Genomic DNA, 23,959 nt, shown 5'->3' on the forward strand with positions numbered 1-23,959 from the left:
CCTCAGGCTGACTTCCGCTGCGGCTTGGCCGCTGGCTTCTTCGCCGCCGTCTCCTTGAGCTTCTTGCCCTCGATCGGCATCAGCATCTCCTTCTGACCACTCGATGCCTTGCGCGCTTTTTTGGCCGGCTTTGCGATCTTCGCCGGCGCGGCCTCCCGCCCGACGCTCCGCCGCAGCGCATCCATCAGGTCGACCACGTTGGTCGTCGCGGGCCGCTCCTTCGGCGTGATGGGCTTGCCGGCGCGCTTCTGGTTGATGAGATCGATCAGCGCAGTCTCGTAGTGGTCCTCGAACTTGTCGGGCTCGAACCGACCGGCCTTCTGGTTCACGATGTGCTTCGCGAGGTCCAGCATGTCCTTGGTGACCTTCACGTCCTGGATCTCGTCGAAATACTCCTGCTCGCCGCGCACTTCGTAGGGGTAGCGGAGCAGTGTGCCGACGAGTCCTTTGTCCAGCGGCTCAAGCGCGATAATGTGCTCGCGGTTGGTCAGCACCACGCGACCGATCGCAACCTTGTCCATCTCGCGAATGGTCTCGCGGATCACCGCAAAGGCGTCGTGCCCGACCTTGCCGTCTGGACGGATGTAGTAGGGACGGATCAGGTAGCGGGGGTCGATGTCGGACTTGTCGACGAATTCGTCGATCTCGATGGTGCGCGTCGATTCCAACGCGATCTCCTCGAGCTCCTCCTTCGTGACCTCGATGTACTGCCCCTTATCGAGTTCGTATCCCTTGACGATGTCCTCGTTCGGCACCTCGTCACCGGTGTCGGCGTCGACCTTCAGGTACTTGATGCGATGGCCCGTCTGCCGGTTGAGCTGGTTGAAGCTGATCTTCTCCGACTCGGAGGTGGCCGGATAGAGTGCCACGGGGCACGTCACGAGCGACAAACGCAGGAAGCCTTTCCAGTTGGCGCGGGGGGCCATGTACGCAGAACTCCGGTTCGAGACGGCCTGGATTCAAGACGAACGGCAGACCATGGTTCCGACAACGGTTGCCTCGCCATAAAGCTCAAATTTTCGGTCCGGGACTCGACTCTTTTGTTCTTGTTATGTTCTAATCGGACATGACCGATCGACCCGCGAGCTGGCGTATGCCGACCCCAAAGCAAATGGAAAAGATGGCAGCTCTCGTCCGCAAAACCATGCCTCGGGAGCAAGGATTGGCTCCGGACGACGATCTGCCACAGGAATACTGGGAAGCGCTTCTCGCCGACCCCCGGGCCGAGGCCAAGCCGACGACCCCATCCGGAGGGACGCTGCGGCTAAGCCAAATTCCTCAACATTTGCTGAGGGTGGGCTGCCGCCGCTGCGCCAGGGTCGTCGAGATCCAGAAGGCAGATGCCGCTCGCCTCTACGGTCCTGACGCGCTCTGGAAGAAGGTCGGACAGCGGCTGTTGGCTAATACCTGCACCCAGCGCACCGGTCGCCATGAGGAAGACGGCTGCTGGCCTGCGTTTGAGTAAGTCGCCGACGCTGCGCGAACTGGATGCTGCCATGGCACCGAAGCATCACCCGACGCCCCTCTCCGGAGGAGACCGCAAGGCACTCAGCAAGGAGCTTGGCCGGGCACGCGCGATGACGAGGATCCTCGCAGGACAGGCAGCTGAAGCCCGGGCCAAAGGCGAAGCTTTCATCCGCCAGGCTGACAAGTTGCTCTGCGAGTCCTGGAACGAACGCATGTGGGCAGATGGCGGGCCCATTGATCCATCACCGACGGTCGACCAAGCCATCAACGGTGGCTTCGCCTCGCTCGCGATCGAATGCTCGCGCTGCAAGACAAAACAGAACGTTGACTTGGCGGCGCTGCGTCATCCGCCGACCACATTTGTCCACGACTTGGCCAGCCGGCTCCGCTGCAGCAAATGTGCTAAGGCCGGCCGTCGCCCCTCTGCCACGCTGCTGCAACTGATGTCGCGGCCCCGCCTGGCCGCTCCGGAGACTTGATCGTGTGCAATCTCTACTCCATGACAAAAAACGTCGAAGCGATCCGCCGCCTGTTCGGCGCGCTGAACAGCCAGGTCGGCAACCTGCCGTCCATGCCCGGCATCTTTCCCGATTATCCGGCGCCGATTGTCCGAAATGCAGCCGAGGGGCGGGAAGTCGTCATGGCGCGGTGGGGCATGCCGTCGTCCGCCAAGGCGCTCATGGACGCGACTAAGAAGCGAGCAGAGAAACTAGAGGCGAAGGGCAAGCCCGTCGACTTCAAGGAGCTACTCCGAATGGAGCCGGATGGCGGAACGACCAACATCCGCAACGTGAACAGCGCACATTGGAAGCGGTGGCTTGGTCCGGAGAACCGCTGCTTGGTGCCGTTCACCTCGTTCAGCGAGTACGACACCATTGACGGCAAGAAGGTGCCGGTCTGGTTCGCCGCGGACGAGAGCCGGCCGCTGCTTGCGTTCGGCGGCTTGTGGACGAACTGGACATCGGTTCGAAAGGCCAAGGAGGGCGAGGTCACGACCGACGTGTTCGGATTCCTCACTACCGAGCCCAACGCTGAAGTCGGCCGCGTCCACCCGAAGGCGATGCCGGTGATCCTGACGATGCCCGAGGAGTACGACGCCTGGATGCGCGCCCCTTGGGACGAGGCTAAGGCGCTACAGCGGCCGCTGCCCGATGGAGCCCTGACGATCGTCGCCAAGGGCGAGAAGGAAGATCCAGCGTCCGCCTCCTGAGCGCAAGCCATAGCAAGCTGCTGGCGCGTTGGAATTCGCGGCTGTGCATATGCCGGCGGAACACGTGGACAAGCGGCAGCTCTAGCGATTTCGAATCCCTGCTCTGTGCTAGTCGCTCGGAACGAAGCGGGCGCCGCAAGGATTCGTTCCGCGGGAACGATCTCGATGCTGATGACGAAATGGAGAAGACCGGCGATCCGGACGCTGCGCGGCTGGGCGACCTCGGTGCTGCAGGAAGTCGGCGCCATCCGCGAATGCGAGGAACACGGCTGGATGCAGGATCGAGCTGACCCGCACGCCCGCGATCGCGCCTATGATATCGCTCGTCGGGATCCGCCGGCGGGCGTGTCTCCCGACGAAGCCACAGGTGCGATCACAGAACTCTTGGATACCGTCGGCGACGCTTGCCCCGAGTGTCCGCCCGAGGACTTGGTCTAAGCTGCGACGGCCGGACGGCGAATGTCGTGGCGGCGATGGAATTAGTTGTGGACTGATAGGGAAATTACACAAACCTTATCAGTCTAGCCGGCAACGGTTGCGACCACGCCACTACACCCCGCGACCATCGCGCCTGGTTTGGTCGCCTTGTGCGACCCCAATGCGCCTTTCCGGCTTCGCGGTCTTATCAATCTATTAGGCCGCTCTCTCGCAACCGCTCGATGCAGGCCCGCTCGATCGGCTTCTCGGAGATCGTTTTCGGGATCGCGTCGAGGACCTGAATAATCTCGGGTATGTCCCGCTTCTGCAATGCCTTGCTGCAATATGCGCGGAGCGCGGTCCTGTTGAAATCAGCTGTGCGCGGGACCACGGCTGCAACCAGGGTCTTTTCTCCCGCCACGTTCTGTGACGTCGCGACGCCGTAAACGAAGACGTCGGAGACCAGGCCCGACTTGATCAGAGCTGCCTCTACAAGCGTTGTGTTGATAAAGTCGCCATTGCGCCGAACGCCACCACCGATCCGATAGTGAAAGAAGAACCAGCCGTCTTCATCTGTGTGCACAACGTCGCCGGTGCGGAACCAGCCATCGACAACCTTTGCCTCGCTCGCCTCCGGATTTCTGAAGTATGTGGTCTTGATGTGCACACCATCCTTGCGCCGGAAGCGCAGCTCTCCGGGCCGCATCGCTGGGCAGCGCCGTCCGTCGTCGTCGAATACGGCTGCTTCGAGCTCTGGGGGTGGCTTGCCCAGGCTTCCGATCGGTCCGAATCCTGGCGGGTTGGTGAGGGCGCCGCCGCCTTCGGTCGAGCCGTAGATCTCGCAGATCCGCACGCCATAGCGGCGCTCATACTCTGTCCAGAGGTCGGGCGGCATGCCGGCGCTGATGATAAGCCGGACCGGGTTCCTCGCATCGTCGGGCGCTTCCGGGATGCTGTAGATCTCAGGAATCATGCCGCCGAGAATGTTGAACATGGTGCAGCCGAATGTCCGGCAGATCGGCCACAGATGCCGCTTGCTGAACTTGCGGCTGATGACAACCGGCAAGCCTGCCGTCAGGCCGATGCGAAGCGTGCCCTGGGCGTTGATGTGCGTCAGCGAAAGGCCTGTGTAGAGCACATCATCGGCATTGAGCTCGATGCCGTGCATGCCGCGGGCGCGGCTCATATAGGCGCCATGGGATATCACGACGGCTTTGGGGTTGCCCGTCGTGCCCGACGTGAACATCAGCATCATGGGATCGGCCGGTGAAACGCCGACGCGGTTGCTGGATCCGTCTTCCGTCAAGACGTCCCCGTAAGCCAGGTTCATCCGCGCGATCGAGGCAGGCCAAGCGCTTTGGTCGGTAAGAATCACGGCCCAGGAGAGGTCGTTGCCTCCGAGGTCGGCAATGGCGGCTGCACATTCGGCTGAGCAGATCACGCCGCGGCACTCGGCATGCGACAGCATGAAGCTCAGCTTCTCGCCGATTGTTCGGGGATCGATCGGCACGAAGACCGCGCCCAGCATTGCGGCGGCCAGCATGGCCTCGACGAATTCCGGGTGGTTGGCCATCATCAGCGCGAACGTGTCGCCGCGCCGAAGGCCGAGCGCCGCGAGACGCCGCGCGAGCGCAGCGCCGTTTCTTTCCAACTGGGCGTAGAAGCGCTCCTCCGTTCGATAAGTGCCGTCAGCCGCCACGTCCACGAATGTCAGGGCCGTCTTGTCTGGCGTCCCCAAAGCTTGGGCGGCAACGAGGTCGGCGACAGTATCGAACGGAGGAGCGGTTTCCATGGGCCTCAACCCCCGAAGCCATAGTAGCTGCGGACCACCGGCTCGCGCAGCTTGCCCGGCTCGAAGATTTCGATGACGACGCCGTCGGGCGCGCCGAGCATGAAATAGCCGCCACCTCCGCCCAGGCGGCGAATGGGATTGGGAATATGCAGGCCTGCGGCCTTCATGCGGTCGTAGAGCTCGTCGATCCCGACCACCTGCATGCCGAGATGATGAACAGCATTCTTGCCTTCGCCGCGCGGGAGCTGGTCGTAGAGGTGCAGCGCACCGATGCCGACCTTGATAAAGACGTTGCGCGCTCCGGCGACGTCGCCATCCCACATCACCTCGGCATCGAACCATTTCTTGTAGAAGTCGATGGTGGCGTCGACGTTGGAGGCAAACAGATGCACGTGCTGGAGGTGGTAACGCTGCTTGGTGCCGTAAGGATATTGCCACTCGCTCTCGGGTGTCGTCATTGTCGTCCTCGGATGTTGAAGTCGGATGATGGATGTAATGTCAGCGCTTCACGAGCGGGCAGGTGCTCTCGGTCAGCGGAATGGTGACGTCCTGGGCCGGGATCGTGCGGAGAATCTTGTAGAGATCCCACTCGCCCCTGGATTCCTTGGGGGCCTTGACCTCGGCGAGATACATGTCGCGAACGACACGGCCGTCCTCGCGAATCATGGCGCCGTGTGTGAAGGCGCTCTCGATCGGCTTTGCACGCATCTTCGCGATCACGCTGTTTGCGTAGTCCGAGCCGGTTGCCTCGATGGCCTGCAGATAGTGACGCACGGCCTCATAGACGCCGATCTGCATGAAGGTCGGCCGCTGCCCTTTGCGGCGTGCCGCGAACTTCTCCGACCAGGCACGGGTTTGTTCGTTGAGATCCCAATAGAAGGGAGTCGTGAGGAATGTGCCTTGCGTTGCCGGAAGGCCGAGCGAGTGGACGTCGGTGAGCAGAAGGAGCATCGCGGCCATCTTCTGTCCGCCCGCCGTCAGGCCGAACTCTTCGGCCTGCTTGATGGTTGCGACCGTATCCCCGGCGGCGTTCGCGAGTCCGACGATGTTGGCCTTGGAAGCCTGCGCCTGCAGAAGGAAAGACGCGAAATCGGTGATCCCTTGCGGGTGCGCCGAGGCTCCAAGCACCTTGCCGCCGTTGGCCTGAACGACGGCGCTGGCATCCTTCTGAAGCTGATGACCGAAAGCGTAGTCCGCAGTTACGAAGTACCAGGTCTTGCCGCCACCCTCGACCACGGTCTTGGCCGTTCCACGGGCAAGAGCGTAAGTGTCGAAGGTCCAGGCCACGCTGGTCGGGGAGCAGAACTGGTTGGTAAGCGCCGTCGTCCCGGGCGAGGAGAACAGCATGACGCGGGACCGGGACCGGGCGACCTCCTGAACCGCGAGTGCGACGGCCGAGTTCGGAACGTCGGCGATGGCATCCACGCCCTCCTGCTCGAACCATTTGCGCGCAATGCTGGCGCCAACGTCTGGCTTGAGCTGATGGTCCGCGAAGACGATCTGGACCGGCTTGCCGGCGACGCGGTTGCCGAACTCCTCCGCAGCCAGTTGTGCGGCGACGACCGAGCCTTCGCCTGTGGCATCGGAGACGATGCCCGACATGTCGGTCAGCACGCCGATCCTCACCACGTCGCCGGAGATCTGCGAGCGAACTGGGGCGCTTGCCCCGGTTGCCAGTCCCGCGACGAGCAGTCCGAATAGCAGCCTCATCCAGCATTCCCCCATGATCAGGACGTGATGACGGGGTCTGTGTCAGAGCCGGTTCGGCCTTGCAAACGAGGTTTTTTCGGTGCCCCTTGAGTGCAACTCAACAGTCAGTCAGGTTCACCCCTTGCGCACAGGCTTCCTGTTGCTGCCTTCTTGCTGTCCAGCAATAGCATGCGCCCGCTACGCAGCACGGACGCTGGTCAGGAATTTCGCAACCTCTTGTTTAAGGCGGCTACTGTCGTCGGAAAGTCGCTTCGCCGCCTGAAACACTTGCGAGGACGCCACGCCAGTTTCGGTCGCGCCGCTCTGCACGTCACTGATATTGGCGGAGACCTCCTTGGTACCGTGGGCGGCCTGCTGGACGTTCCGAGAAATCTCCTGAGTCGCAGCGCCCTGCTCCTCGACGGCGGCAGCAATCGCCGAAGAAACATCGGACAGCTGCACGATCGTGCCCGAGATTGCCTTGATCGCGCCGACGGATTCCTGCGTCGCTGTCTGAATCCCGACGACTTGCTGCCCGATCTCGTCAGTTGCTTTGGCGGTCTGCTCTGCGAGCGCCTTAACTTCAGCGGCGACCACGGCGAAGCCGCGCCCGGACTCGCCGGCACGGGCGGCTTCGATCGTGGCGTTGAGCGCCAGAAGGTTGGTCTGGCCGGCAATGCTGTTGATTAGTTCGACGACATCGCCGATACGGCTTGCTGCCTTCGACAGCTCACTCACCCTTTCGTTGGTTCGGCGAGCCTGTTCGACCGCTTCGTTGGCCATGCGAGCCGATTCTTGCACCTGTCTACTGATCTCGGTGACTGAGGAGGCCATCTCCTCCGTAGCTGCGGCCACAGATTGAACATTGGTCGACGCGTTTGCGGACGCCATCGTGACCGCGATCGTGAGATTCTCGCCTCGTGCGGCCGTGTCGCTCAGCGTGCGGGCAGACTTTTCGAGCTGCGAAGAGGCTGACGAGACGGTGTCGACGATCTCTCCGACGGCCCCTTCGAATTCAGCCGCCATCTTGTACATGTCCGCTTTGCGCCGCGCAGCCGCCTGTGCCTCTGTCTCTTCTCGTTCTGCCTCGAGCGCCCGACGCGCTACCGCGTTGCTCTTGAACACGACGACAGCCTCGGCCATCTCGCCGATCTCGTCTCCGCGAGTAGTGCCAGGGATGTCGATATCGAGTGAGCCGCCGGCAAGAGACTTCATGGCGGCCGTCATGCGATTCAGCGGGTTAGTGATGCCACGCGCTACTAGCGCCGAGACCGCAAGTGTGATCAGCATGACAACGCCGGCGGTTGTTAGAGAGCGCAACGTCGAAGCCCATGCTTGCGCTGAGAGGTCGTCAATGTAGACGCCTGTGCCGACCACCCAGTTCCAAGGGGCGAAGCCGCCTACATAGCTGAGTTTGGGGTATGCATCGTCAGAGCCGCGCTTTGGTGCAGCATAATCGATGACGCCGTGACCCGCGTTCCGGACGGCATCGACGAATTCGACGAAGACAGGTTTGCCGCGCTTGTCCTTGAACGTGGACACGTCCCGCCCAATCAGCTCTTTCGCTAACGGTTGCAGGAGCACGCGTGGTGTCATATCGGTGACGAAGAAGAACTCGTTGCTGCCATAGCGCAGCTGTGAGACGCGTTCCAAAGCTCGCTTCTGCGCGTCGGCGATTGGGATACCGTTCTTCACTGCGACAGTATGTTCATCAGCTATGACGCTCAGCGCAATCTCCGTCAGGTGCTGCAGTTCGAGCTGTTTTTGCTGCTTTAGCCCGGCGCTAAACTCGAAGAAGTTGAAGGCCGTAACTCCGACGAGGCCAATGAAGCACAAACCGATCAGTGCATAAATTTTGAGGCCAATCGAGAGCTTGAACCGGCGTAGCACGGCGAGCCACATATCAGTCTCCTTGAGAGGCAGGTGTTACTTGGGAGCGCTAACGCGAAAGTATGCTGACAATGCAACATTGCCATTCACGCGGCATTCAGGAGCTGGTATCGAGATTGGGCCGCCGCAATTAAGTGGAGGTAAATTGTTCTCGAATCGCGAAAGCTGATCGCGCGATTTGGGGATTGTTGGCCAAGCCTGACCACAGCGCCCGAAGCTGAGGGCACGAGCGGCCGGGTTTGGAGATTGCACTACGTTCGTGTGCCAGCCCGCTGATGAAGGCGGCGGAGCCGGTACAGACGGGAAACCAGATCTTTTCGGGGCCCTTTGAGCGAAACTCAACGCCCAATCAGAACACCCTTTCGTACGGGCTTTCTGTTCGGTGTTTTCTTGCCGGCCTGTTGTTTGCAGGAATTACACAGCCAAGTTGAAAATGCCGCAACGGCCGGGTCGTCCGCCATGCGCTGCTCGTATTCGAGAACGAAATGACGCCGCGTCGGCCGGACGAGAGGATGCGCCTTCACGAGATTAAGCCGCGCAAGATCGACATCGAGTAGGCTCTCAATCGCGACGGCGGCGCCGAGACCGGCGGCCGCAGCTTCGACGGCGAGGCCAAGGTTCTCGAAGCTGCTTCCGCCGCGGACCGGCACCTTACTAAGCTGCGCATGGTCGAGCCAGCGGCGCCAGTCGTCCGGCCGCGGTCTGTTATGCAGCAGCGGAACGGACGTGAAGTCCAGCGTGCCGTCCTTCAGTAGGGTTGGCGAGCAGACTGGTACTGTGGCAATCGGCAGCAGAGGTCGGGTTATCAATCCCGCTCTGGGTGTCCCGTCTGAGACGGCGATGACGGCATCGTAGCGGCTGGCAAGAAGGTCCACGGGGTTCGCACTGGTGTGAAGGTCGATTTCCAACTCAGGATGCGCTGCCTTCAGGCTGGGCCATATTGGCAGGAGAAAACGCGACAGGAAGAACCCGTACACGCCGACGGACAGCCGCCTGAACTGCCGCAAGTGCAGGCCTTCGGCCGCATCGGCAATGCGGTCCAGCGCTTCGCGCGCGGAATCGGCGAAGGCTTTGCCGGCGGAGGTCAGGACCAGGCCCCGCGATCCCCGCAGGAACAGCGCTGTGTTCATTCGTACTTCGAGTGCGCGGACGTGCCTACTGACGGCGCCGACCGTCACGTTCAGTTCGTCGGCGGCGCGCGTGATCGACAGATGTCGTGCCGCCGCTTCAAATGCCCGCACGGCATGGAGTGGAGGAAGTCGTCGTGAAGCCATGATCGTGCGCCCCGCGGATAAGGGAGCCTTGAGTTTGGCTCAAGGCTCCCACCCAAGAAGTCGTTTGCGCGGAGCGCTGTCAAGTCATACCCGGAAAATGGACCGGGTCCGCCCGGCCAAGACACGCACGTCCGGAGAGGAAGCTCATGACCGTTCATGCCGGTTTGGCGCGTCGCGAAGCGTCGTCCGGGCGCTCGAAGGCGTTGGCGCCCACCTGCCGTGGGCTGAATTACTTTGTCATTGACCAGAGCGTTCGGGATCTGCTTCCCCTCTACATGAACGCGCCATTGCTGGCTCATCTAGAGCCGCATCTTCAAGAGCTCGGCATGCTGGCCGGGAGCACGTTGTACGACCTTTCCGATCAGGCCGAGCGCCATCAGCCCGTGCTGCATTCTCGCGACGGTTATGGCCGCGATGAAGAGTGGGTCGAGTATCACCCGGCCTATCGCGATATGGAGCGGATCGCGTTCGGACAGTTCGGCATGCACGCGATGTGCAACCGCGGTGGTGTGCTGGGCTGGCCCTCGGCAATGCCGCCGATCGCGAAATACGTGTTTCACTACCTGTTCGCCCAGGCCGAGTTCGGCCTGCTGTGTCCGGTGAACCTCACTGACAGCTCCTCGGAGCTGGTCCGGCGCTTCGGCAGCGAGGAGCTTCATGAGCGATATCTTGCGCGGATGTGGAGCCAGGATCCGGCCACGCTGCTCAAATGCGCGCAGTTCATGACGGAGAAGGCCGGCGGTTCCGATGTCGGTGCGGCCGAACTGACCGCCGTGCGCGATGGCGCGCAGTGGAAGCTCTATGGTGAGAAATGGTTCTGCTCCAATGCCGATGCGGAGCTTGCCGTGTTGCTGGCACGGCCGGAGGGCGCGCCGGTCGGCGGGCGCGGTCTCGGCCTGTTCCTGATGCCGAAGACGCTGCCGGATGGCAGCCGGAACGCCTATCGCATCGTACGTCTCAAGGACAAGCTCGGCAGCCGCACCATGGCAAGCGGTGAGATCGTGTTCGATGGCGCCGTTGCCTATCAGCTCGGCGAGCTCGATCAGGGCCTGAAGCACATGCTGGTGATGGTGAACTCCAGCCGCGTGTCGCACCTGGCACGTGCCGCCGGCATGATGCGGCGCTGCCTCAATGAGGCGCTTCAGGCCTCCTGTCACCGCAATGCCTTCGGCCGCGCGGTGGTCGATCATCCCTTGATGCGCCGACAGCTCCTGAAACTGATGGTGCCGACCGAGCAGGCGCTTTCGGCGCTGCTCTATTCGGCAACCGCGCCGGAGAAGGTGCTGCGGCTGCTGACGCCCGTCGTCAAATACCGCGCCTGCCGCGACAATGTCACGGTGGCAACCGGTGCGATGGAGGCGCGCGGCGGCAACGGCTACATTGAGGACTGGCCGAACGCACGGCTAGTGCGTGACGCCCATCTCGGCCTGATCTGGGAAGGCACCAGCAATATCAATGCGCTCGATGCCGTGCAGCGCGCAGTGGGAAAGGTCGGCGCGCAGGCCGCCCTGCGCGACGATCTCGCGTCTCGGCTCGCCGAGATGCAGGGCGTTCCCGGTCAATTCCGTACGCGGCTTGAGGGCGCTATCAATAGTGCCATGCGCTTCGCGGAAGAGGTCGCTGCAAGCCCAGAGAACGAGCGCTTCTGCCGTGCCGCCGCGGGCAAGCTCTATCATGCCGTCACCGCCGCGCTGTTCATCCAGGAGGGCCTGCGCCTGGGCGCGACCGGCGGCGATGCCCGCCGCCTGCTGTTGGCGCGCTTCGTGCTGGAGCACCGCTTGCAAGAGCCGAACACGCTGAATCTGGAGAGCCAGCGCTGGGAGGACGAGGCCATCGACTTGCTGCTGGATGATGCGCCGGTGCAGTTATCGCGCGCGGCCGCGCTGCTGGTGAGGTAATCGCGATGGATCTGTTGGCCCAACGCGAGCTTGCCCGCCTGCTCGCAACCCTGCGCCGCGAAGGGCGCCAGCAGAGCGGCCTCGACCAGCGTCTCGTGCCGCCCGACAAGCCGACCGCCTATCGCATCGCGCGTATGGTCGAGGAGGAGCTCGGCTGGGACCTCGCGGGCTGGAAGATTGCAGCCATGAAGGAAGGGCTGCAGCGGGAATTGCGCACGGACTCGCCAATCTATGGTCGGGTCTACGTTCCGCTGATCAAGCCATCGCCGGTCACGGTCGAGCATGCACGCCAGTGCAGTCCCATTCCGGAAGTCGAATACCAGGCGGTGCTCGGGGCCGATCTTCCGCCGCGTGAAGCGCCTTACAGCATGGCAGAAGTCGAGGAAGCGATCGCTTCACTGCATCCTGGCGTAGAACTGGCCGAGTGCCGCTTCGTCCACGACGCCGCGTTTCCACCTCTGCCCGCGATCCTTGCAGATGGGGCCGGCAGTGGGACCATCGCGTATGGTCCGTCGATCGAGAACTGGCGGGAGAGGGACATTGCCGGCCAGGAAGTTGTCCTGACCTGCAACGGGACACTGAGGCGGAAGGGATGTGCGGCGATCGCGCTGGACCATCCGATCGTGCCTGTGACCTGGCTCGCCAACGAACTCTCCCGGACCGGCATCGGCCTGAAGGCGGGGCAGATGATCAGCACCGGCACGGTGACGGGAATGTTGAGGCCGAACGCCGGCGAGACGTTCGTCGCTGATTTCGGGCCCTTCGGCAAGGTGACAGTGACGTACGCGTGATCTGATCGAACCGACGAGTTTTTCAAAAACAACAGTCGGACGTGCGGCGTGACGATCTCGCCACACCAACCGGCGAAGAGTTGGAAACAGCATGGCGCCAGCCTTGCCTCGAGGGATGGGAGAAGCCAATGGGCTTGATCGGTCTTTGCCGCAAATTACTGCTTGCGTCGGCCATCGCGCTATCCACGCCTGCGGTGGCGAGGGCGGAATTTCCCGAGCGACCGATAAAATTCGTCGTGCCTTTTGCGGCCGGCGGACCGACGGACGCGCTGGCGAGGTCTCTGGCCGAGGGCGTCAGAGCCAAGCTCGGCCAACCCGTCATTGTCGAGAACCGCGCCGGTGCCGGCGCCAATGTCGGTGCCGACTACGTCGCAAACGCGCCGGCCGATGGTTATACCCTCCTGTTTGGGACATCGGGCCCGCTTGCCATCAATGTGAACCTGTACGCGAAGCTCAGCTATGATCCGATCAAGAGCTTCGATCCGGTCATCATGATCGGCAAAATGCCCAACGTGCTCTCGGTGCACCCCTCTGTGCCGGCGCAGAATGTGCAGGAGTTGATCGCGTATGCGAAAGTGAATCCAGGCAAGTTGAGCTTCTCCTCGTCCGGCAATGGGGCATCCACTCACCTCGCTGGGGTCATGTTCAACGCCGCCGCCGGAACCGATATTCTGCACGTGCCTTATCGTGGTGGCGCGCCTGCGATCAACGATCTGATCGGAGGCCAGGTTCAGATGAGCTTCGCCGACATCTTCGTCTCCGCCCCTCACATCAGGGCCGGACTCCTTCGCGCGCTCGGCGTCACGACGATCGAGCGGACGCCGGTCTTGCCTGATGTACCGACCTTCGACGAGCAAGGCTTGAAAGGTTTCGACGTCAGCGTCTTCTTCGGCGTCGTCGCGCCGAAGGGCGTACCTGAGCCGATCATCGAAAAGCTCAATGCGGCTTTCGTCGGCGCCATGAATGACAGCTCGATCAAGCCCATTCTCGAAGCGCAAGGCATTATCCCGGCGCCGTCGAATAGCCCGGCATATTTGGGGAAGTTCATGGCGCAGGAAATTCCCAAATGGCGGGACGTCATCAACTCGATCGCATTGCGGATTGATTGAGGCCAGCTTCGCTAAACCTGAAACCGGGCGCGGTTCGCTATAGTTTTTCGATTGCGCCCTTCAAGACGAATTCGAGCTCGTGACTGACTTCGTCCAATGGCTCGGCGCTCCGCGCGGCCCGGCACATTGCGACAGTTCCCTCGACGGACGCGACGACGAGCGTCGCAAGCCGCCGCGCCCGCGATGCCGTGAGACCTTCGCGCCTCAGCGCACTGGACAGGATCTGCTGCCAGTCGGCAAAGATGCTCTGGGCGAGATCGAGCAGGCGGTCCTGTACGTCCTGCTCGCCGACGCCATCCTTGTCGACGGGATCGCAAATGTATTCTTCGACGGCGACTGCCAGGATCGGGCATCCCGCCTGATAATTTGTGCGCTCGAGGGTCTTCTTCCACAGTGTGATGAAGGCGCGCAAGCCGGCCATGGCACCGCGTTCGCTGGTGAGATGGCGCAGGGGACCGCTGACCTGGGCGCCTGCAAAGACAATGGCATCTTCAATCAGCTGCTGCTTGCCTCCGGGGAAATGATGGCTGATCGATCCGCGCGGCGTGCCGGTGTGACGCACGACTTCCCGCACGCTGGTCGCATTCACGCCGCGGCGGCTCATCAGGTCGGCGGCCCCGGCCACCATTTTCGCTCTCGTATCGGACGTCATCGGGCACCTCGAACCCCGATTGTACAATATGCCAGTTGACATAGCGAGTATTTGCGTGGCTATGTCACGTGACATATAACCCCGCGCCCGAGATCGCGATGACGTTTATCCATGTGATGACCCCGCAGGGTCGATTGACCGGGCAGCAGCGCCGAGTCTTGGCCAAAACATTGACGGATGCCGTGCTGGTGCCGGAGGTCGGCCGGCTCGTCACGCAGGCGCGTCGAGGCTACCAGGTGCATTTCCTCGAGCGCCCGCTCGACATGATGGCCAACGGCGGAGAGTTGCTGTCTGACCAGCCAAGAGACGTCATGGTGGTGGATGTCGTGGTGATGGACTGCTGCTGGACACGAGAAGACCGAGCTGCGGTCATTCGCAACGTTCTCAGGGCTCTCGCGGATGCTTGCGAGCTGAAGGAGCCGCCTCCGGGCTGGTGGGTCAATTTCCGCATCATCGAAGAGGGCAACTGGGGCTCACGCGGCGGTGTGCTGTCGTTCCTCGATATCCTGCAGGAGGGCGCGGCAGCTTTCCCGCCAGAGCGGGCCGCAGCCATCCGTACCGCACTTGCGATCAAGAACGATCGATAAACAGGAGGCTACGAAATGACAACCGAGGGCACGATCCGCACCGAGGCGCATGATCACATTCTGAAGATCATCATCGACAACTCCGCGAAGAAGAACTCCTTCTCGCCAGCAATGATGGACCAGCTTTCGGATGCTCTGACCGAGTTGCACAACAAAGACAGCTACCGGGTCGGTGTGATCTGCGCGGAAGGTAGGGACTTTACCGCGGGTCTCGACATGCCGAAGTTTTTCGGCCCGAACGCGGAGAAGCGGAACATCAAGGAAGGCAATGTTGACGTCTTCGGCCTCAGCAAGCGTTGCAGGAAGCCGATCGTGACGGCGACGCAGGGCATCGTCTATACCGTCGGCATCGAGCTGATGCTGGCCGGCGACATCGTGGTCGCTGCTGACGACAGCCGGTTCTGCCAGATGGAGGCGAAGCGCGGCATCGCGCCGCTGGGCGGTGCGCATTTCCGTTACCTGTCCCGCGCAGGCTGGGGCAACGCCATGTACCACCTCTTCCTCTGTGATGAATTCACCGCACAGCGTGCTCGTGAGATCGGTCTCGTCCAGGAGGTCGTGCCGGCCGGTCAGCAGATCGCCCGCGCCCTGGAGATCGCGGCGACCATCGCCCGGAATGCACCGCTTGGTATTCAAGCGACCAAGGAGGCGGCTGCGAAATACATCGAGCAGGGCGAAGCGGCTGCGATTGCCTGCATCCCGATGATCCGGGATCGCGTTCTCAAGAGCGCCGACGCGCGCGAGGGCATCCAGTCCTTCATCGAACGGCGGCCGGCGGTCTTTCAGGGCCGGTGAACGACCGCGTCAGCGTTCGATGCCGGAATGAGACATGGCGTTGCGCAGGATGAGCGGCAGCAAGCCACCTGCACGAAGAATTGCGCATTCCAGATTGGTTTCGATCGCGGCCGTCGCGACAAACCGTCCGGTTTCCACGCCGTTCGGCAGGACACGCACGGCCAAGATTGCGCGCGGGGGGGGGGGATCGCCTCCGCCGGAGCCTCGATCTCGATGCTATCGTCCGGACGGAGGTCCAGGTCCTGCGGATGTCTATCCCGGCGGCATTGCGGGCGATGGCGCGACCTACGTCGCTGGCGAGCGCAAAGGCGACCACGAGCGGGGGCGATGCCAGAAACGCAAGTTCGATCTGGCCGTGCACGCGACCTGGAAAATTGCGATTTCGCGAGCTCGCGAGCCTGCATGGCCTTGGCCATGGCGGGCGCGAGCAGCCCGAATTGCCGATGCAGGCCATAGCCGACAATGCCGAAGCCGAGCGTTTCCAGATCGGCGAGCAGGCCGACGCGCTGCAGATAACGCTCTGCTGCGGCTGTTCCCGGTAGGCGAAACCGGCTCGAACCTCCGCGATCGCTGACATTTCGCCGTATCGACGAATTCGTCATCGAGGGCCCTTCGGCGTTCAGACACAGTTAGGACTGACGGCGCACACGCGATTGCGGCTTCGTTGTCGCAACGTGTTCCTGATCTTGCACCGTAAGGTCTTTTGATTGGAATCCGAGTAGGCGCGAGATCTTGCGGCCAGCCTCAACAACGAGGTTGGCGAACTCTTCCTGATGATCATCTGTAACCCTTACATTGGGACCATATAGCCCAACTGCTCCTACGACCGCTCCCCGATGATCGAAAAAGGGAGCGGCGACGGCGACGGCTCCGAGGATGATTTCGCTTCGGCTTGTGGTAAAGCCCTTTCGTTTGGCAATCGCCAGGGCTTGCTCGAGACTTGCGCGATGTGCATCGCGCGGCATGCGGTTCAAAAACTCGGTCTGTCGGTCTTTCTCCATGAAGGCAAGCATCGCCTTGCCCGTTGCTCCTTGCGAGATGCTCAAGGAGTCGCCGACGCCTCGGCTGATCGAGAGAACATGGCGGCTCTCGCACTCCAGAATGCAAATTCCGCGATCTTCCTGCAGTTTGAAGAGCGCCGCGGTCTCGCCGGTCACGTCGCGCAGGCCTTCCACGATCGGCCGGGCAAGCTGAACAGCATCAAGCGCCTTCAGCCAAACATGCGCGAGGCTCATCACGCCATGCGCCAGCCTGAAGCGCTGGGGATCTCCCTCGGCCTGAATTAATCCTTTTTGCGAGAGCGTATGGAGCAACCTGTAGAGCGTCGGCCGGCTAAGTCCGACACGCTTCTGGATGTCGATCACACTCATCGTTGGATTCTCGGAGGTGAACGATTGAAGGATCGCAATAGCGCGATCGACGGCCCTGACGCTCGTTGCGCCAACATCGTCGAGGTCGGATTCGCGTGATTTCGCCATAGCACCGAACTGATGTGACTCGTGAATTTGGCTTCGACAGTACTGGACCCAAATCAGCGGGGACAGACTGAAAACTTGCTGGTCTGTGGCTCGCAAACGCAGGCACGGCCGGGAATGTCTATCTGATGGACACTATTATCATGATTTGATAGTCATGCGAAGTGACCAATTTTGGAGTGGAGGGGTCATGCTGACCGGTGGCGACGCCTTGGCGCAACAGCTCGTGCTCGAAGGAGTTACTGATGTCTTTGGTGTGCCTGGCGTTCAACTTGACTGGGCCGTCGACGGCCTGCGCAAGGTACGAGAGCGCATCCGATACGTAGTCGCGCGCCACGAGCAGGCGAGTTCGTATATGGCGGATGGCTATGCTCGGAGTACCGGAGGCGTCGGAGTCTGTATGGTCGTCCCAGGGCCGGGGCTGCTGAACGCAATGGCCGGGCTTTCGACCGCCTATGCATGCAACTCCAGGGTCCTCTGTATCAGCGGTGACATCTACTCGCCTGCGTTTGGCAAGGGGCTCGGCCTGCTGCATGAAATCCGAAACCAATCGGAGATTCTTGGGTCGGTCACTAAGTGGAATGGGAGGGCAGGCAGAGCGGAAGATATCCCCGCGCTGGTCCATCGGGCCTTTCAAGAGCTGAACTCCGGGCGACCGCAGCCGGTGGGCATCGAGATTCCGCATGATATGCTAAGCGCAACTGCCGACATGAGCCTCGTTCCACCGGCCGTCGGCCCCGGTCCGACAACTCCGGATCCTCGCGCTATCGAGCGTGCTGCCGACATGCTCGCGAAGGCGCGGCTGCCGATCGCCTATGTTGGAGGCGGCGTGATGGCGGGCGCGGCATCCGAGGCCTTGAAGTCTTTTGCAGAAAGACTCCAGATTCCCGTGGTCATGGGCGAAAACGCCCGAGGTTCGATCTCGGATCGTCATCCACTCGCACTCAACAGCCTCGAGGGGCGCGCACTGTTCCCGCACGCCGATCTTGTAATGGTGATCGGAAGTCGCTTTGTGGATACTGCGATGGGCCGACCTGCCTGGCCGTCGGATGCGACCACTCAGTATATCTACCTCAACATAGATCCCTCTGCCTGGGAGCCACCGCGTCGGGCCGATGTTGCGATCGAAGCTGACTGCAAGGCTGGACTCGCAGCGCTCGAGCGCGCTTGCGCTCGACGTGCGCCGCTGCGAATCGATCTCGGCAAGGTCCGCGCCTGGGCGGAGGAGCAGATGCGCGATATCGAGCCGCAGGGAGCCTGGGTGAGAGCCCTTCGTGCTGCCATTCCCGACAATGGCGTTCTCGTGAACGAGCTCACGCAAGTCGGATATTTCGCCCGGATCGCCTATCCAGTCTATCTGCCGAACACCTTCATTACTCCGGGCTATCAGGGAACGCTCGGCTTTGGTTTCCCCACGGCGCTCGGCGCCGCAGCCGCCGACCCGGGTCGCATGGTCGTCAGCATCAACGGCGATGGCGGCTTTGGATGGGGGATGCAGGAGCTTGCCACCGCCCGGAAATATGATCTCAACGCCGCGATCGTGGTGTTCAACGACGGTCATTTTGGCAACGTCAGAAAGATGCAGCAGGACCAGTTCGGAAAGGAGTTTGGAGTTGATCTTCTCAATCCGAAATTTGATCGCCTAGCGGACGCGTTCGGCATTCCGTATGAGAGAATCGACGAGCCCGGTGGACTCGAAAAATCTCTGCGCGCTCGCTCAGAAACGTATGGGCCAATCCTGATCGAGGCCCGTGTCGGACAAATGCCGAGCCCGTGGCACCTGCTGAGGCTGATGCCTCCGCCCTTCGCATCGGACAAGAAGGTTGCGCCGAATCCGCTGGGACCGGCGCCTGTTGGCAGGTGAGAGCGCCTAGACGGAGCAGCGAAGACTACTTCTTCCAGGGTGTCTGCCCCTCGGCAGCCGCTTTGGCAAAGACCTCCTGCTCGTAATCGATGAAGGATCGCACCATGGCGCGGTAAGTGGTCTCGGCAATCTTAGGCGACAGGCCGTTTTCCTCGGCAAGAGACATTGCCTTTCTTACAACGGCTTCCGCACGTTCTGGCGCTTCCACCTGCGCCGGATTGGCTTTGAAGCGTGACGCCTCGTGGACGTAGCGCCCTCGCTCCGCCATCAGTCGCACAAGCTCACGATCGATACGGTCGATGTTCTGCCGCACCTCGGCAAGCGTCGAACAGCAAGTGCCATTGTCCACGGTCGGGCTACCCCAGAGCGCTGGGGTATTTGTGGTGGGCTCTTCCGCGCGCGCGGCGGCTGCTGCGGCAACAAGTAGCAACACAAAAACTATTCGTCCCATGTTTCTCCTCCCCTAGGCGCTCGCGGCCGCACCAAGGGGGTGGGCGAGCGAGTGCGATAACGGTCATTTCGAGTTGGTCGCTTCACGTGCAACTGCGAACCATTGACACGTCGGCCGCTATTTGACATAGATCAAAAAATAATACACGTGTCCACCTAATGGACATCACCATAACCCGTCCTGGGAGGGTGCAAATGCTTCGACGCGTTCTTCGGACTGCGTTTCCGCTCACGGCGTTCGTCGCGGTCGTTTCGATCGCAAGTTCGGGCGCCGCTTCTGCGCAGCAGCCGGCACTGGCGAAGGTTGGGGTTCTCGGTTCGACCGGCGACGTGGCGCTCCACCTGGCTGAAAGAGAGGGTTATTTCCAGGCTGAAGGACTGAAAGTCGAAATGGTCCCGTTCAAGTCGGGCGCGCAAATGGTGGCGCCGCTGGGAACTGGACAGCTCGATGTCGCGGCGGGAGTTGTCGCGGCCGGACTGAACAACCTGTCTGTTCGCGGCGTCGACCTCAAGATCGTATCCGATCGTGCATCGATGCCGCCCGGCCACGGCTACATGCAGTTTCTGGTTCGCAAGGACCTCATCGAAAATGGCAGGTACAAGAGCTACGCCGATCTCAAGGGAATGAAAATCGGTACGCAGTCCAAAGGCGGAGCTGCGGAATCAACACTCAACGAACTCCTGAAGCTCGGAGGCCTTAAGTTCGACGATGTGGATGTGACCTATCTGGGGCACTCCGAACTTGCGGTCGCGCTGGGAAACAAGGCCATTGATGCAGCCTTCGTGACGGAGCCGCATGCGACCTTTGCTCTTAGCCAGGGATCTGTCATTCGCGTTGCGACCGGAGACCAGATCTACCCCAATGATGTGCTCGGAGTGATGATCTATTCGGGCTCGTTCATGAAGGACCGCGCCGGGCCTGCGGTGGGCTTCATGAAGGCGTTTCTCAGAGGGTGCCGTCTTTTCAATTCTGCCTATGTGAATGGCAAGATGGTCGCAGGCGCTGCCGCGGAGAAAGTTAAGGCGGCCTACAAGAGCTACACGGAACTGAAGGAGGATCGTCTCATTGAGGCGATGACCCCCCATGGTTGCGACCCGGACGGAAAACTCAACGTTCCCGGAATGAAGAAGGATTACGAGTTCTTCAAGCAGAGGGGCTTGATCAAAGGAGACGCCGACATCGAGCAGCTTATCGACCTGTCTTTCGCCGAGCGCGCTGCCAAGGCGCTTGCATCGGCGGGTGGCACCAACTGACGGTGCCGAGCAAATCAAATGATCGTATCGGCGAAAAGAATGTCGCGCGGATCCGCTGAATCTCCCGTTTTGTTCGAACCCGCAGCGCTCCCGATTGCGGACCAATGCAAGATCCGCTTTCGCAATCTGCGCAAAGACTTCACGGCCGGGAATCGGGTTTTCACCGCTATTGACGAAATCAATCTCGACATCGCGAATGGCACGTTCTTCGTGATTGTCGGACCAAGTGGTTGCGGAAAGACGACGCTGCTGCGAATGCTGGCAGGCTTGGAACGGCCGAGCGCCGGAACCATCGAATGCGCCCGCAGCGGCTCCGGTCGTCCGCGAATGTCGATGGTGTTTCAGGGAGACGCAATTTTTCCCTGGATGAATGTGTGGGACAACGCGGCGTATGCGCTCAAGCTCCGAAACGTATCGCCCGGAGAGGTAGCGGATGTCGTCGGGCATTTCCTGGACCGTACCGGTTTGACCAAGTTCGCGAAGGCATATCCCCACCAGCTATCGGGAGGCATGCGCCAGCGTGTGTCGATCGCGAGGGCCTTCGCCAATGATCCGGAAATCCTCTTGATGGACGAGCCGTTTTCAGCGCTGGACGAGCAGAACAAAACCCTCCTTCAGGAGGAGCTGCTGAAAATCTGGGATGAGACGAAAAAGACAGTTCTATTTATAACCCACAGCGTCGACGAGGCAGTCACGCTTGGCGACAAGATCATGATCATGACTGCTCACCCTGGGCGCATCAAGGAACTCGTCGACGTGCCGTTCGACCGGCCGCGAAAAGTCATAGACCTCAGAGCACAGCCGGCATACGGCGAGTTGGTCTTCCGCATCTGGGGATATCTTCGGGACGAGGTTCAGCAGGCAAGATTGCAGAGCGAGGGGCGGCTCGAGGGGAGATACGGAGCATGAGCAGCATGAGTGCTCAGGTAAGTTCATCGAAATTTGTCACGGTCGCCTCTGCATCTGCAAAGAGGCGCCTTTCGCTGAGCTTCGGGTCTGCGCTGACCGAACGGATCATGACGCTGGTGTCGCCGGTGGCGTTGCTGTTGGTTTGGGAGCTCGCGGGACGGGCTGGTCTCCTCGATCAACGGTATTTTCCGACGCCCAGCACCATTTTTGCAGCTCTGCACGCGCTGGCTGCTTCAGGCGAGCTCTGGTCGAATACCAAGGCAAGCCTGGCCCGTCTGGCGCTCGGATTTCTGGTCGGTGGAATTCCGGCGCTGGCCATTGGAATTCTCATGGGGCTGTCGCGTCCAATGAGGTTGATTGTAGATCCGCTGATCGCCGCGACCTATCCCGTTCCGAAGAGCGCGATCCTGCCTTTGCTGTTGCTGATATTCGGTCTCGGAGAAGGATCGAAGATCGCCATGGTCGCCATCGGTGTGTTCTATCCGGTGGCTATCCAACACGACTGCGGGTGTTCTTACCATCAACAAAGTCTACTTCGAAGTCGGTACACATTTTGGAGCGACGAGGTGGCAAGTGTTCCGGACAATCGCTCTTCCCGGGGCGCTACCGCTCATTATGACCGGGATCAAGCTGGGTGCGGGGCTTGGACTCGTATTGATCGCGTTGGCCGAGATGGTCGGAGCGAAGCAGGGGCTCGGCTACATGATCTGGAACTCCTGGGAGCTGCTTGCGGTCGATACGATGTATGCAGGTGTCCTTACAATCGCGGTCATCGGGTTCGTCCTGACGCTGTTCTTCAACGAGATCGAGCGGCTTCTAGTGCCCTGGAATAGAGCCTAGACATTTCGGAGCCCCAAGGCCGCAAGACCAATCTGAAAGCGGCGCACTTGGTTTGGGCGGCACGGTCTGTCGGGGTGCCTCGCAGGCGATGAGCGAGGTCGGCCCCTCTGGCCGGTTTCTGGGGTGCTTGAGGAGGATCAATGACAGCCGAGTTGCGAGCCGCATTCGATCGCCCGGGCTTTCTCGTCACCGACGCAGACGTCCTCGCGTCGGTAACTTCCGATTATCGCGGTTGGTTCAGGGGGCCTGCGGCGGGGCTATTGCGCCCGAACACGGTGGACGAGGTTCGATCCGCGGTTCGCGTTTGCGCGGAGAACGGCTTCAAGATTGTGCCTCAAGGGGGCAATACAAGCATGTGCGGAGGTGCGGTTCCATCGGATGATGGCAATCGCTGGATCGTACTAAGTCTCGCGAACCTCAATCGTGTCCGTTCGATCGATCGGACATCGTGGTCCGTCGTCGCGGAGGCCGGCTGCACGATCAGTCAGATCCAAGGTGCGGCACGAGAAGCGGGCCGGCATTTTGGCCTGGACTTCGGAGCGCGCGACAGTGCGCTCCTGGGAGGCGCCATCGCCACGAATGCAGGCGGAATGAACGTGGTGCGATACGGCAATTGCCGTGAACTGGTGCTCGGATTAGAGGTCGTTCTCGCCGATGGCGAGCTGTGGTCCGGATTGAAAAGTTTACGCAAGGACAACACTGGGATCGACCTGAACCATCTCTTTATTGGTTCGGAAGGAACGCTCGGCATCATCACTGCAGCGGCGCTTAAACTTGCCCCGCCCGAAGCGTGGGGGCAATCCGCGTTGGTTGCAGTGCCCTCTATTGAGGCCGCGAGCGAGTTTGCAGAACGGGCGCTGATCTTGGCGGGAGGGGGGCTGTCGGCACTGGAATTGATGCCCTTTATCGGGGTCAAGGGTGCTTGCGAGAGGATAGTCAAATGTCAGCCGCCTCTTCCCCTTTGTGGCGATTGGTACGTGTTGGTGCGCTTTGCAGGTAATGCGGAAAGCGATGTGCTGGAGGGGCATATTGAGGAGGCGCTACAGCAAGGGTTGTGCAATGACGCCGTTGTTGCACAGTCGGTAGCGCAGGAGGTTCAGTTGTGGGCGATCCGTGACGCATTTTCTCCATTTCACCGCCATCTGGGTCAGTCGATCCGGTTCGACTACTCGGTCCCCATCGGCCAGATTCCCGCGCTCTATGACCGTTTGTGCGAAGCAATCCGCAAGCTGGAGCCGGACTTCGTGCCCTTCGCCTTCGGTCATCTCGGCGATGGCAATCTTCACTTCAGCGCATGCCAACCTCCGCACGGAGATCCGAACGCATTCATTGCCAAGAAGCAGCGCATTGAAGATGTTGCAAACGAAGTTGTCTGGAAGCTCGGCGGCAGCATCAGTGCGGAACACGGTATTGGGCAGCTTCATCGTCGAGAACTGGCTGAGCAACGGTCGGAGCTGGACATCGAGCTGATGCGGCGTGTTAAGCACGCGCTCGATCCGCGCGACGTTCTCAACCCTGGCAAGTCGTTTGCGCGCTGAGCTTGGCGCTCGCTCGCGCCTATTCTGTCGATTGCCGACGACAACCGCCTCGATGGCG

Annotated in this window: 24 protein-coding genes and 1 pseudogene; 14 read left to right on the plus strand and 11 right to left on the minus strand. The window is 61.3% G+C overall.

All coding sequences use genetic code 11. The features are described from left to right. Window positions 1-2: 2 nt before the first annotated feature. A complete protein-coding gene (locus tag DCG74_RS36700; RefSeq protein WP_172787594.1) occupies window positions 3-926 on the minus strand; it encodes a Ku protein in 924 nt (307 codons plus the stop codon). Window positions 927-1,066: 140 nt separating this feature from the next. Between DCG74_RS36700 and DCG74_RS36705 the strand changes: the two genes are divergently transcribed. The 4 genes from DCG74_RS36705 to DCG74_RS36720 all read left to right on the plus strand — a co-directional run bounded on the left by DCG74_RS36705 (window position 1,067) and on the right by DCG74_RS36720 (window position 3,115). Further along, window positions 1,067-1,465 (plus strand): hypothetical protein, encoded by a 399-nt coding sequence (locus DCG74_RS36705; protein WP_172787595.1) that lies wholly within the window; start codon window positions 1,067-1,069, stop codon window positions 1,463-1,465. A gap of 31 nt (window positions 1,466-1,496) precedes the next feature. Then, complete coding sequence (locus DCG74_RS36710; protein WP_172787675.1) at window positions 1,497-1,946, plus strand: hypothetical protein; 450 nt, start codon at window positions 1,497-1,499, stop codon at window positions 1,944-1,946. 2 nt (window positions 1,947-1,948) lie between these two features. Beyond that, window positions 1,949-2,677, plus strand: coding sequence for an SOS response-associated peptidase (locus tag DCG74_RS36715; protein ID WP_172787596.1), 729 nt, complete (start codon window positions 1,949-1,951; stop codon window positions 2,675-2,677). Window positions 2,678-2,842: 165 nt separating this feature from the next. Beyond that, entirely contained in the window at window positions 2,843-3,115 is a 273-nt protein-coding gene (locus DCG74_RS36720) for a hypothetical protein (protein WP_172787597.1), read from the plus strand. A gap of 187 nt (window positions 3,116-3,302) precedes the next feature. Here DCG74_RS36720 and DCG74_RS36725 read toward each other — a convergent pair whose 3' ends face one another. The 5 genes from DCG74_RS36725 to DCG74_RS36745 form a co-directional block, all read right to left on the minus strand. Further along, on the minus strand, window positions 3,303-4,886 hold the full coding sequence (locus DCG74_RS36725) for an AMP-binding protein (RefSeq protein ID WP_172787598.1): 1,584 nt from the start codon (window positions 4,884-4,886) through the stop codon (window positions 3,303-3,305). 5 nt (window positions 4,887-4,891) lie between these two features. Further along, window positions 4,892-5,344 carry a VOC family protein gene (locus DCG74_RS36730; RefSeq protein WP_172787599.1) on the minus strand — a complete coding sequence of 151 codons (453 nt, stop codon included), beginning with the start codon at window positions 5,342-5,344 and terminating at the stop codon, window positions 4,892-4,894. 40 nt (window positions 5,345-5,384) lie between these two features. Continuing rightward, entirely contained in the window at window positions 5,385-6,596 is a 1,212-nt protein-coding gene (locus tag DCG74_RS36735; RefSeq protein WP_210268413.1) for an ABC transporter substrate-binding protein, read from the minus strand. 177 nt (window positions 6,597-6,773) lie between these two features. Then, window positions 6,774-8,477 carry a methyl-accepting chemotaxis protein gene (locus DCG74_RS36740; protein ID WP_172787601.1) on the minus strand — a complete coding sequence of 568 codons (1,704 nt, stop codon included), beginning with the start codon at window positions 8,475-8,477 and terminating at the stop codon, window positions 6,774-6,776. Between the two features lie 326 nt (window positions 8,478-8,803). Next, complete coding sequence (locus DCG74_RS36745) at window positions 8,804-9,739, minus strand: LysR substrate-binding domain-containing protein (RefSeq protein WP_172787602.1); 936 nt, start codon at window positions 9,737-9,739, stop codon at window positions 8,804-8,806. Between the two features lie 146 nt (window positions 9,740-9,885). Here DCG74_RS36745 and DCG74_RS36750 point away from each other — a divergent pair, with 146 nt between their 5' ends. The 3 genes from DCG74_RS36750 to DCG74_RS36760 all read left to right on the plus strand — a co-directional run bounded on the left by DCG74_RS36750 (window position 9,886) and on the right by DCG74_RS36760 (window position 13,537). Next, window positions 9,886-11,637, plus strand: a complete 1,752-nt coding sequence (locus DCG74_RS36750) for an acyl-CoA dehydrogenase family protein (protein ID WP_172787603.1) — start codon at window positions 9,886-9,888, stop codon at window positions 11,635-11,637. Between the two features lie 5 nt (window positions 11,638-11,642). Then, the gene (locus tag DCG74_RS36755; protein WP_172787604.1) at window positions 11,643-12,428 is read left to right on the plus strand and encodes a 2-keto-4-pentenoate hydratase; all 786 of its coding nucleotides are present in this window, start codon (window positions 11,643-11,645) and stop codon (window positions 12,426-12,428) included. A 128-nt stretch (window positions 12,429-12,556) separates the two neighbouring features. After that, window positions 12,557-13,537 carry a tripartite tricarboxylate transporter substrate binding protein gene (locus DCG74_RS36760; protein WP_172787605.1) on the plus strand — a complete coding sequence of 327 codons (981 nt, stop codon included), beginning with the start codon at window positions 12,557-12,559 and terminating at the stop codon, window positions 13,535-13,537. 37 nt (window positions 13,538-13,574) lie between these two features. On the opposite strand, the gene DCG74_RS36765 is transcribed toward DCG74_RS36760, so the two are convergent. Continuing rightward, entirely contained in the window at window positions 13,575-14,165 is a 591-nt protein-coding gene (locus tag DCG74_RS36765; RefSeq protein ID WP_246708912.1) for a TetR/AcrR family transcriptional regulator, read from the minus strand. 122 nt (window positions 14,166-14,287) lie between these two features. Between DCG74_RS36765 and DCG74_RS36770 the strand changes: the two genes are divergently transcribed. Then, window positions 14,288-14,776, plus strand: coding sequence for a tautomerase enzyme (locus DCG74_RS36770; protein WP_172787607.1), 489 nt, complete (start codon window positions 14,288-14,290; stop codon window positions 14,774-14,776). Between the two features lie 15 nt (window positions 14,777-14,791). Further along, entirely contained in the window at window positions 14,792-15,571 is a 780-nt protein-coding gene (locus DCG74_RS36775) for a crotonase/enoyl-CoA hydratase family protein (RefSeq protein WP_172787608.1), read from the plus strand. Window positions 15,572-15,580: 9 nt separating this feature from the next. Here the strand turns inward: DCG74_RS36775 and DCG74_RS36780 are convergent, their stop codons facing one another. The 3 genes and pseudogenes from DCG74_RS36780 to DCG74_RS36790 form a co-directional block, all read right to left on the minus strand. Continuing rightward, window positions 15,581-15,736: a hypothetical protein gene (locus tag DCG74_RS36780; RefSeq protein ID WP_246708923.1), complete on the minus strand. Its 156-nt coding sequence runs from the start codon at window positions 15,734-15,736 to the stop codon at window positions 15,581-15,583. A gap of 91 nt (window positions 15,737-15,827) precedes the next feature. Further along, a pseudogene (locus DCG74_RS36785) lies at window positions 15,828-16,110 on the minus strand (aconitase family protein); the annotation flags it as partial. A 90-nt stretch (window positions 16,111-16,200) separates the two neighbouring features. Next, a complete protein-coding gene (locus DCG74_RS36790) occupies window positions 16,201-17,049 on the minus strand; it encodes an IclR family transcriptional regulator (RefSeq protein WP_172787609.1) in 849 nt (282 codons plus the stop codon). 187 nt (window positions 17,050-17,236) lie between these two features. Here DCG74_RS36790 and DCG74_RS36795 point away from each other — a divergent pair, with 187 nt between their 5' ends. Further along, on the plus strand, window positions 17,237-18,910 hold the full coding sequence (locus DCG74_RS36795) for a thiamine pyrophosphate-dependent enzyme (protein WP_172787610.1): 1,674 nt from the start codon (window positions 17,237-17,239) through the stop codon (window positions 18,908-18,910). A 25-nt stretch (window positions 18,911-18,935) separates the two neighbouring features. Here the strand turns inward: DCG74_RS36795 and DCG74_RS36800 are convergent, their stop codons facing one another. After that, a complete protein-coding gene (locus DCG74_RS36800) occupies window positions 18,936-19,361 on the minus strand; it encodes a chorismate mutase (protein ID WP_172787611.1) in 426 nt (141 codons plus the stop codon). A 194-nt stretch (window positions 19,362-19,555) separates the two neighbouring features. Here DCG74_RS36800 and DCG74_RS36805 point away from each other — a divergent pair, with 194 nt between their 5' ends. The 4 genes from DCG74_RS36805 to DCG74_RS36820 all read left to right on the plus strand — a co-directional run bounded on the left by DCG74_RS36805 (window position 19,556) and on the right by DCG74_RS36820 (window position 23,901). Beyond that, complete coding sequence (locus tag DCG74_RS36805) at window positions 19,556-20,614, plus strand: ABC transporter substrate-binding protein (RefSeq protein WP_172787612.1); 1,059 nt, start codon at window positions 19,556-19,558, stop codon at window positions 20,612-20,614. A gap of 18 nt (window positions 20,615-20,632) precedes the next feature. Then, window positions 20,633-21,523: an ABC transporter ATP-binding protein gene (locus tag DCG74_RS36810; RefSeq protein ID WP_246708913.1), complete on the plus strand. Its 891-nt coding sequence runs from the start codon at window positions 20,633-20,635 to the stop codon at window positions 21,521-21,523. 471 nt (window positions 21,524-21,994) lie between these two features. Beyond that, window positions 21,995-22,363, plus strand: coding sequence for an ABC transporter permease (locus DCG74_RS36815; RefSeq protein WP_257187499.1), 369 nt, complete (start codon window positions 21,995-21,997; stop codon window positions 22,361-22,363). A gap of 140 nt (window positions 22,364-22,503) precedes the next feature. Then, window positions 22,504-23,901: an FAD-binding oxidoreductase gene (locus DCG74_RS36820; RefSeq protein ID WP_172787613.1), complete on the plus strand. Its 1,398-nt coding sequence runs from the start codon at window positions 22,504-22,506 to the stop codon at window positions 23,899-23,901. The last annotated feature ends 58 nt before the right edge of the window (window positions 23,902-23,959 follow it).

The organism is Bradyrhizobium sp. WBAH42 (assembly GCF_024585265.1).
Taxonomy (GTDB): Bacteria; Pseudomonadota; Alphaproteobacteria; order Rhizobiales; family Xanthobacteraceae; genus Bradyrhizobium.

What these genes read in the sequence shown, in the direction of transcription:
- DCG74_RS36700 (WP_172787594.1), bottom strand. Translation starts at nt 926, where the DNA reads ATGGCCCCCCGCGCCAACTGGAAAGGCTTCCTGCGTTTGTCGCTCGTG.
- DCG74_RS36705 (WP_172787595.1), top strand. Translation starts at nt 1,067, where the DNA reads ATGACCGATCGACCCGCGAGCTGGCGTATGCCGACCCCAAAGCAAATG.
- DCG74_RS36710 (WP_172787675.1), top strand. Translation starts at nt 1,497, where the DNA reads ATGGCACCGAAGCATCACCCGACGCCCCTCTCCGGAGGAGACCGCAAG.
- DCG74_RS36720 (WP_172787597.1), top strand. Translation starts at nt 2,843, where the DNA reads ATGCTGATGACGAAATGGAGAAGACCGGCGATCCGGACGCTGCGCGGC.
- DCG74_RS36725 (WP_172787598.1), bottom strand. Translation starts at nt 4,886, where the DNA reads ATGGAAACCGCTCCTCCGTTCGATACTGTCGCCGACCTCGTTGCCGCC.
- DCG74_RS36730 (WP_172787599.1), bottom strand. Translation starts at nt 5,344, where the DNA reads ATGACGACACCCGAGAGCGAGTGGCAATATCCTTACGGCACCAAGCAG.
- DCG74_RS36735 (WP_210268413.1), bottom strand. Translation starts at nt 6,596, where the DNA reads ATGAGGCTGCTATTCGGACTGCTCGTCGCGGGACTGGCAACCGGGGCA.
- DCG74_RS36740 (WP_172787601.1), bottom strand. Translation starts at nt 8,477, where the DNA reads ATGTGGCTCGCCGTGCTACGCCGGTTCAAGCTCTCGATTGGCCTCAAA.
- DCG74_RS36745 (WP_172787602.1), bottom strand. Translation starts at nt 9,739, where the DNA reads ATGGCTTCACGACGACTTCCTCCACTCCATGCCGTGCGGGCATTTGAA.
- DCG74_RS36750 (WP_172787603.1), top strand. Translation starts at nt 9,886, where the DNA reads ATGACCGTTCATGCCGGTTTGGCGCGTCGCGAAGCGTCGTCCGGGCGC.
- DCG74_RS36755 (WP_172787604.1), top strand. Translation starts at nt 11,643, where the DNA reads ATGGATCTGTTGGCCCAACGCGAGCTTGCCCGCCTGCTCGCAACCCTG.
- DCG74_RS36760 (WP_172787605.1), top strand. Translation starts at nt 12,557, where the DNA reads ATGGGCTTGATCGGTCTTTGCCGCAAATTACTGCTTGCGTCGGCCATC.
- DCG74_RS36765 (WP_246708912.1), bottom strand. Translation starts at nt 14,165, where the DNA reads ATGGTGGCCGGGGCCGCCGACCTGATGAGCCGCCGCGGCGTGAATGCG.
- DCG74_RS36770 (WP_172787607.1), top strand. Translation starts at nt 14,288, where the DNA reads ATGACGTTTATCCATGTGATGACCCCGCAGGGTCGATTGACCGGGCAG.
- DCG74_RS36775 (WP_172787608.1), top strand. Translation starts at nt 14,792, where the DNA reads ATGACAACCGAGGGCACGATCCGCACCGAGGCGCATGATCACATTCTG.
- DCG74_RS36790 (WP_172787609.1), bottom strand. Translation starts at nt 17,049, where the DNA reads ATGGCGAAATCACGCGAATCCGACCTCGACGATGTTGGCGCAACGAGC.
- DCG74_RS36795 (WP_172787610.1), top strand. Translation starts at nt 17,237, where the DNA reads ATGCTGACCGGTGGCGACGCCTTGGCGCAACAGCTCGTGCTCGAAGGA.
- DCG74_RS36800 (WP_172787611.1), bottom strand. Translation starts at nt 19,361, where the DNA reads ATGGGACGAATAGTTTTTGTGTTGCTACTTGTTGCCGCAGCAGCCGCC.
- DCG74_RS36805 (WP_172787612.1), top strand. Translation starts at nt 19,556, where the DNA reads ATGCTTCGACGCGTTCTTCGGACTGCGTTTCCGCTCACGGCGTTCGTC.
- DCG74_RS36810 (WP_246708913.1), top strand. Translation starts at nt 20,633, where the DNA reads ATGATCGTATCGGCGAAAAGAATGTCGCGCGGATCCGCTGAATCTCCC.
- DCG74_RS36820 (WP_172787613.1), top strand. Translation starts at nt 22,504, where the DNA reads ATGACAGCCGAGTTGCGAGCCGCATTCGATCGCCCGGGCTTTCTCGTC.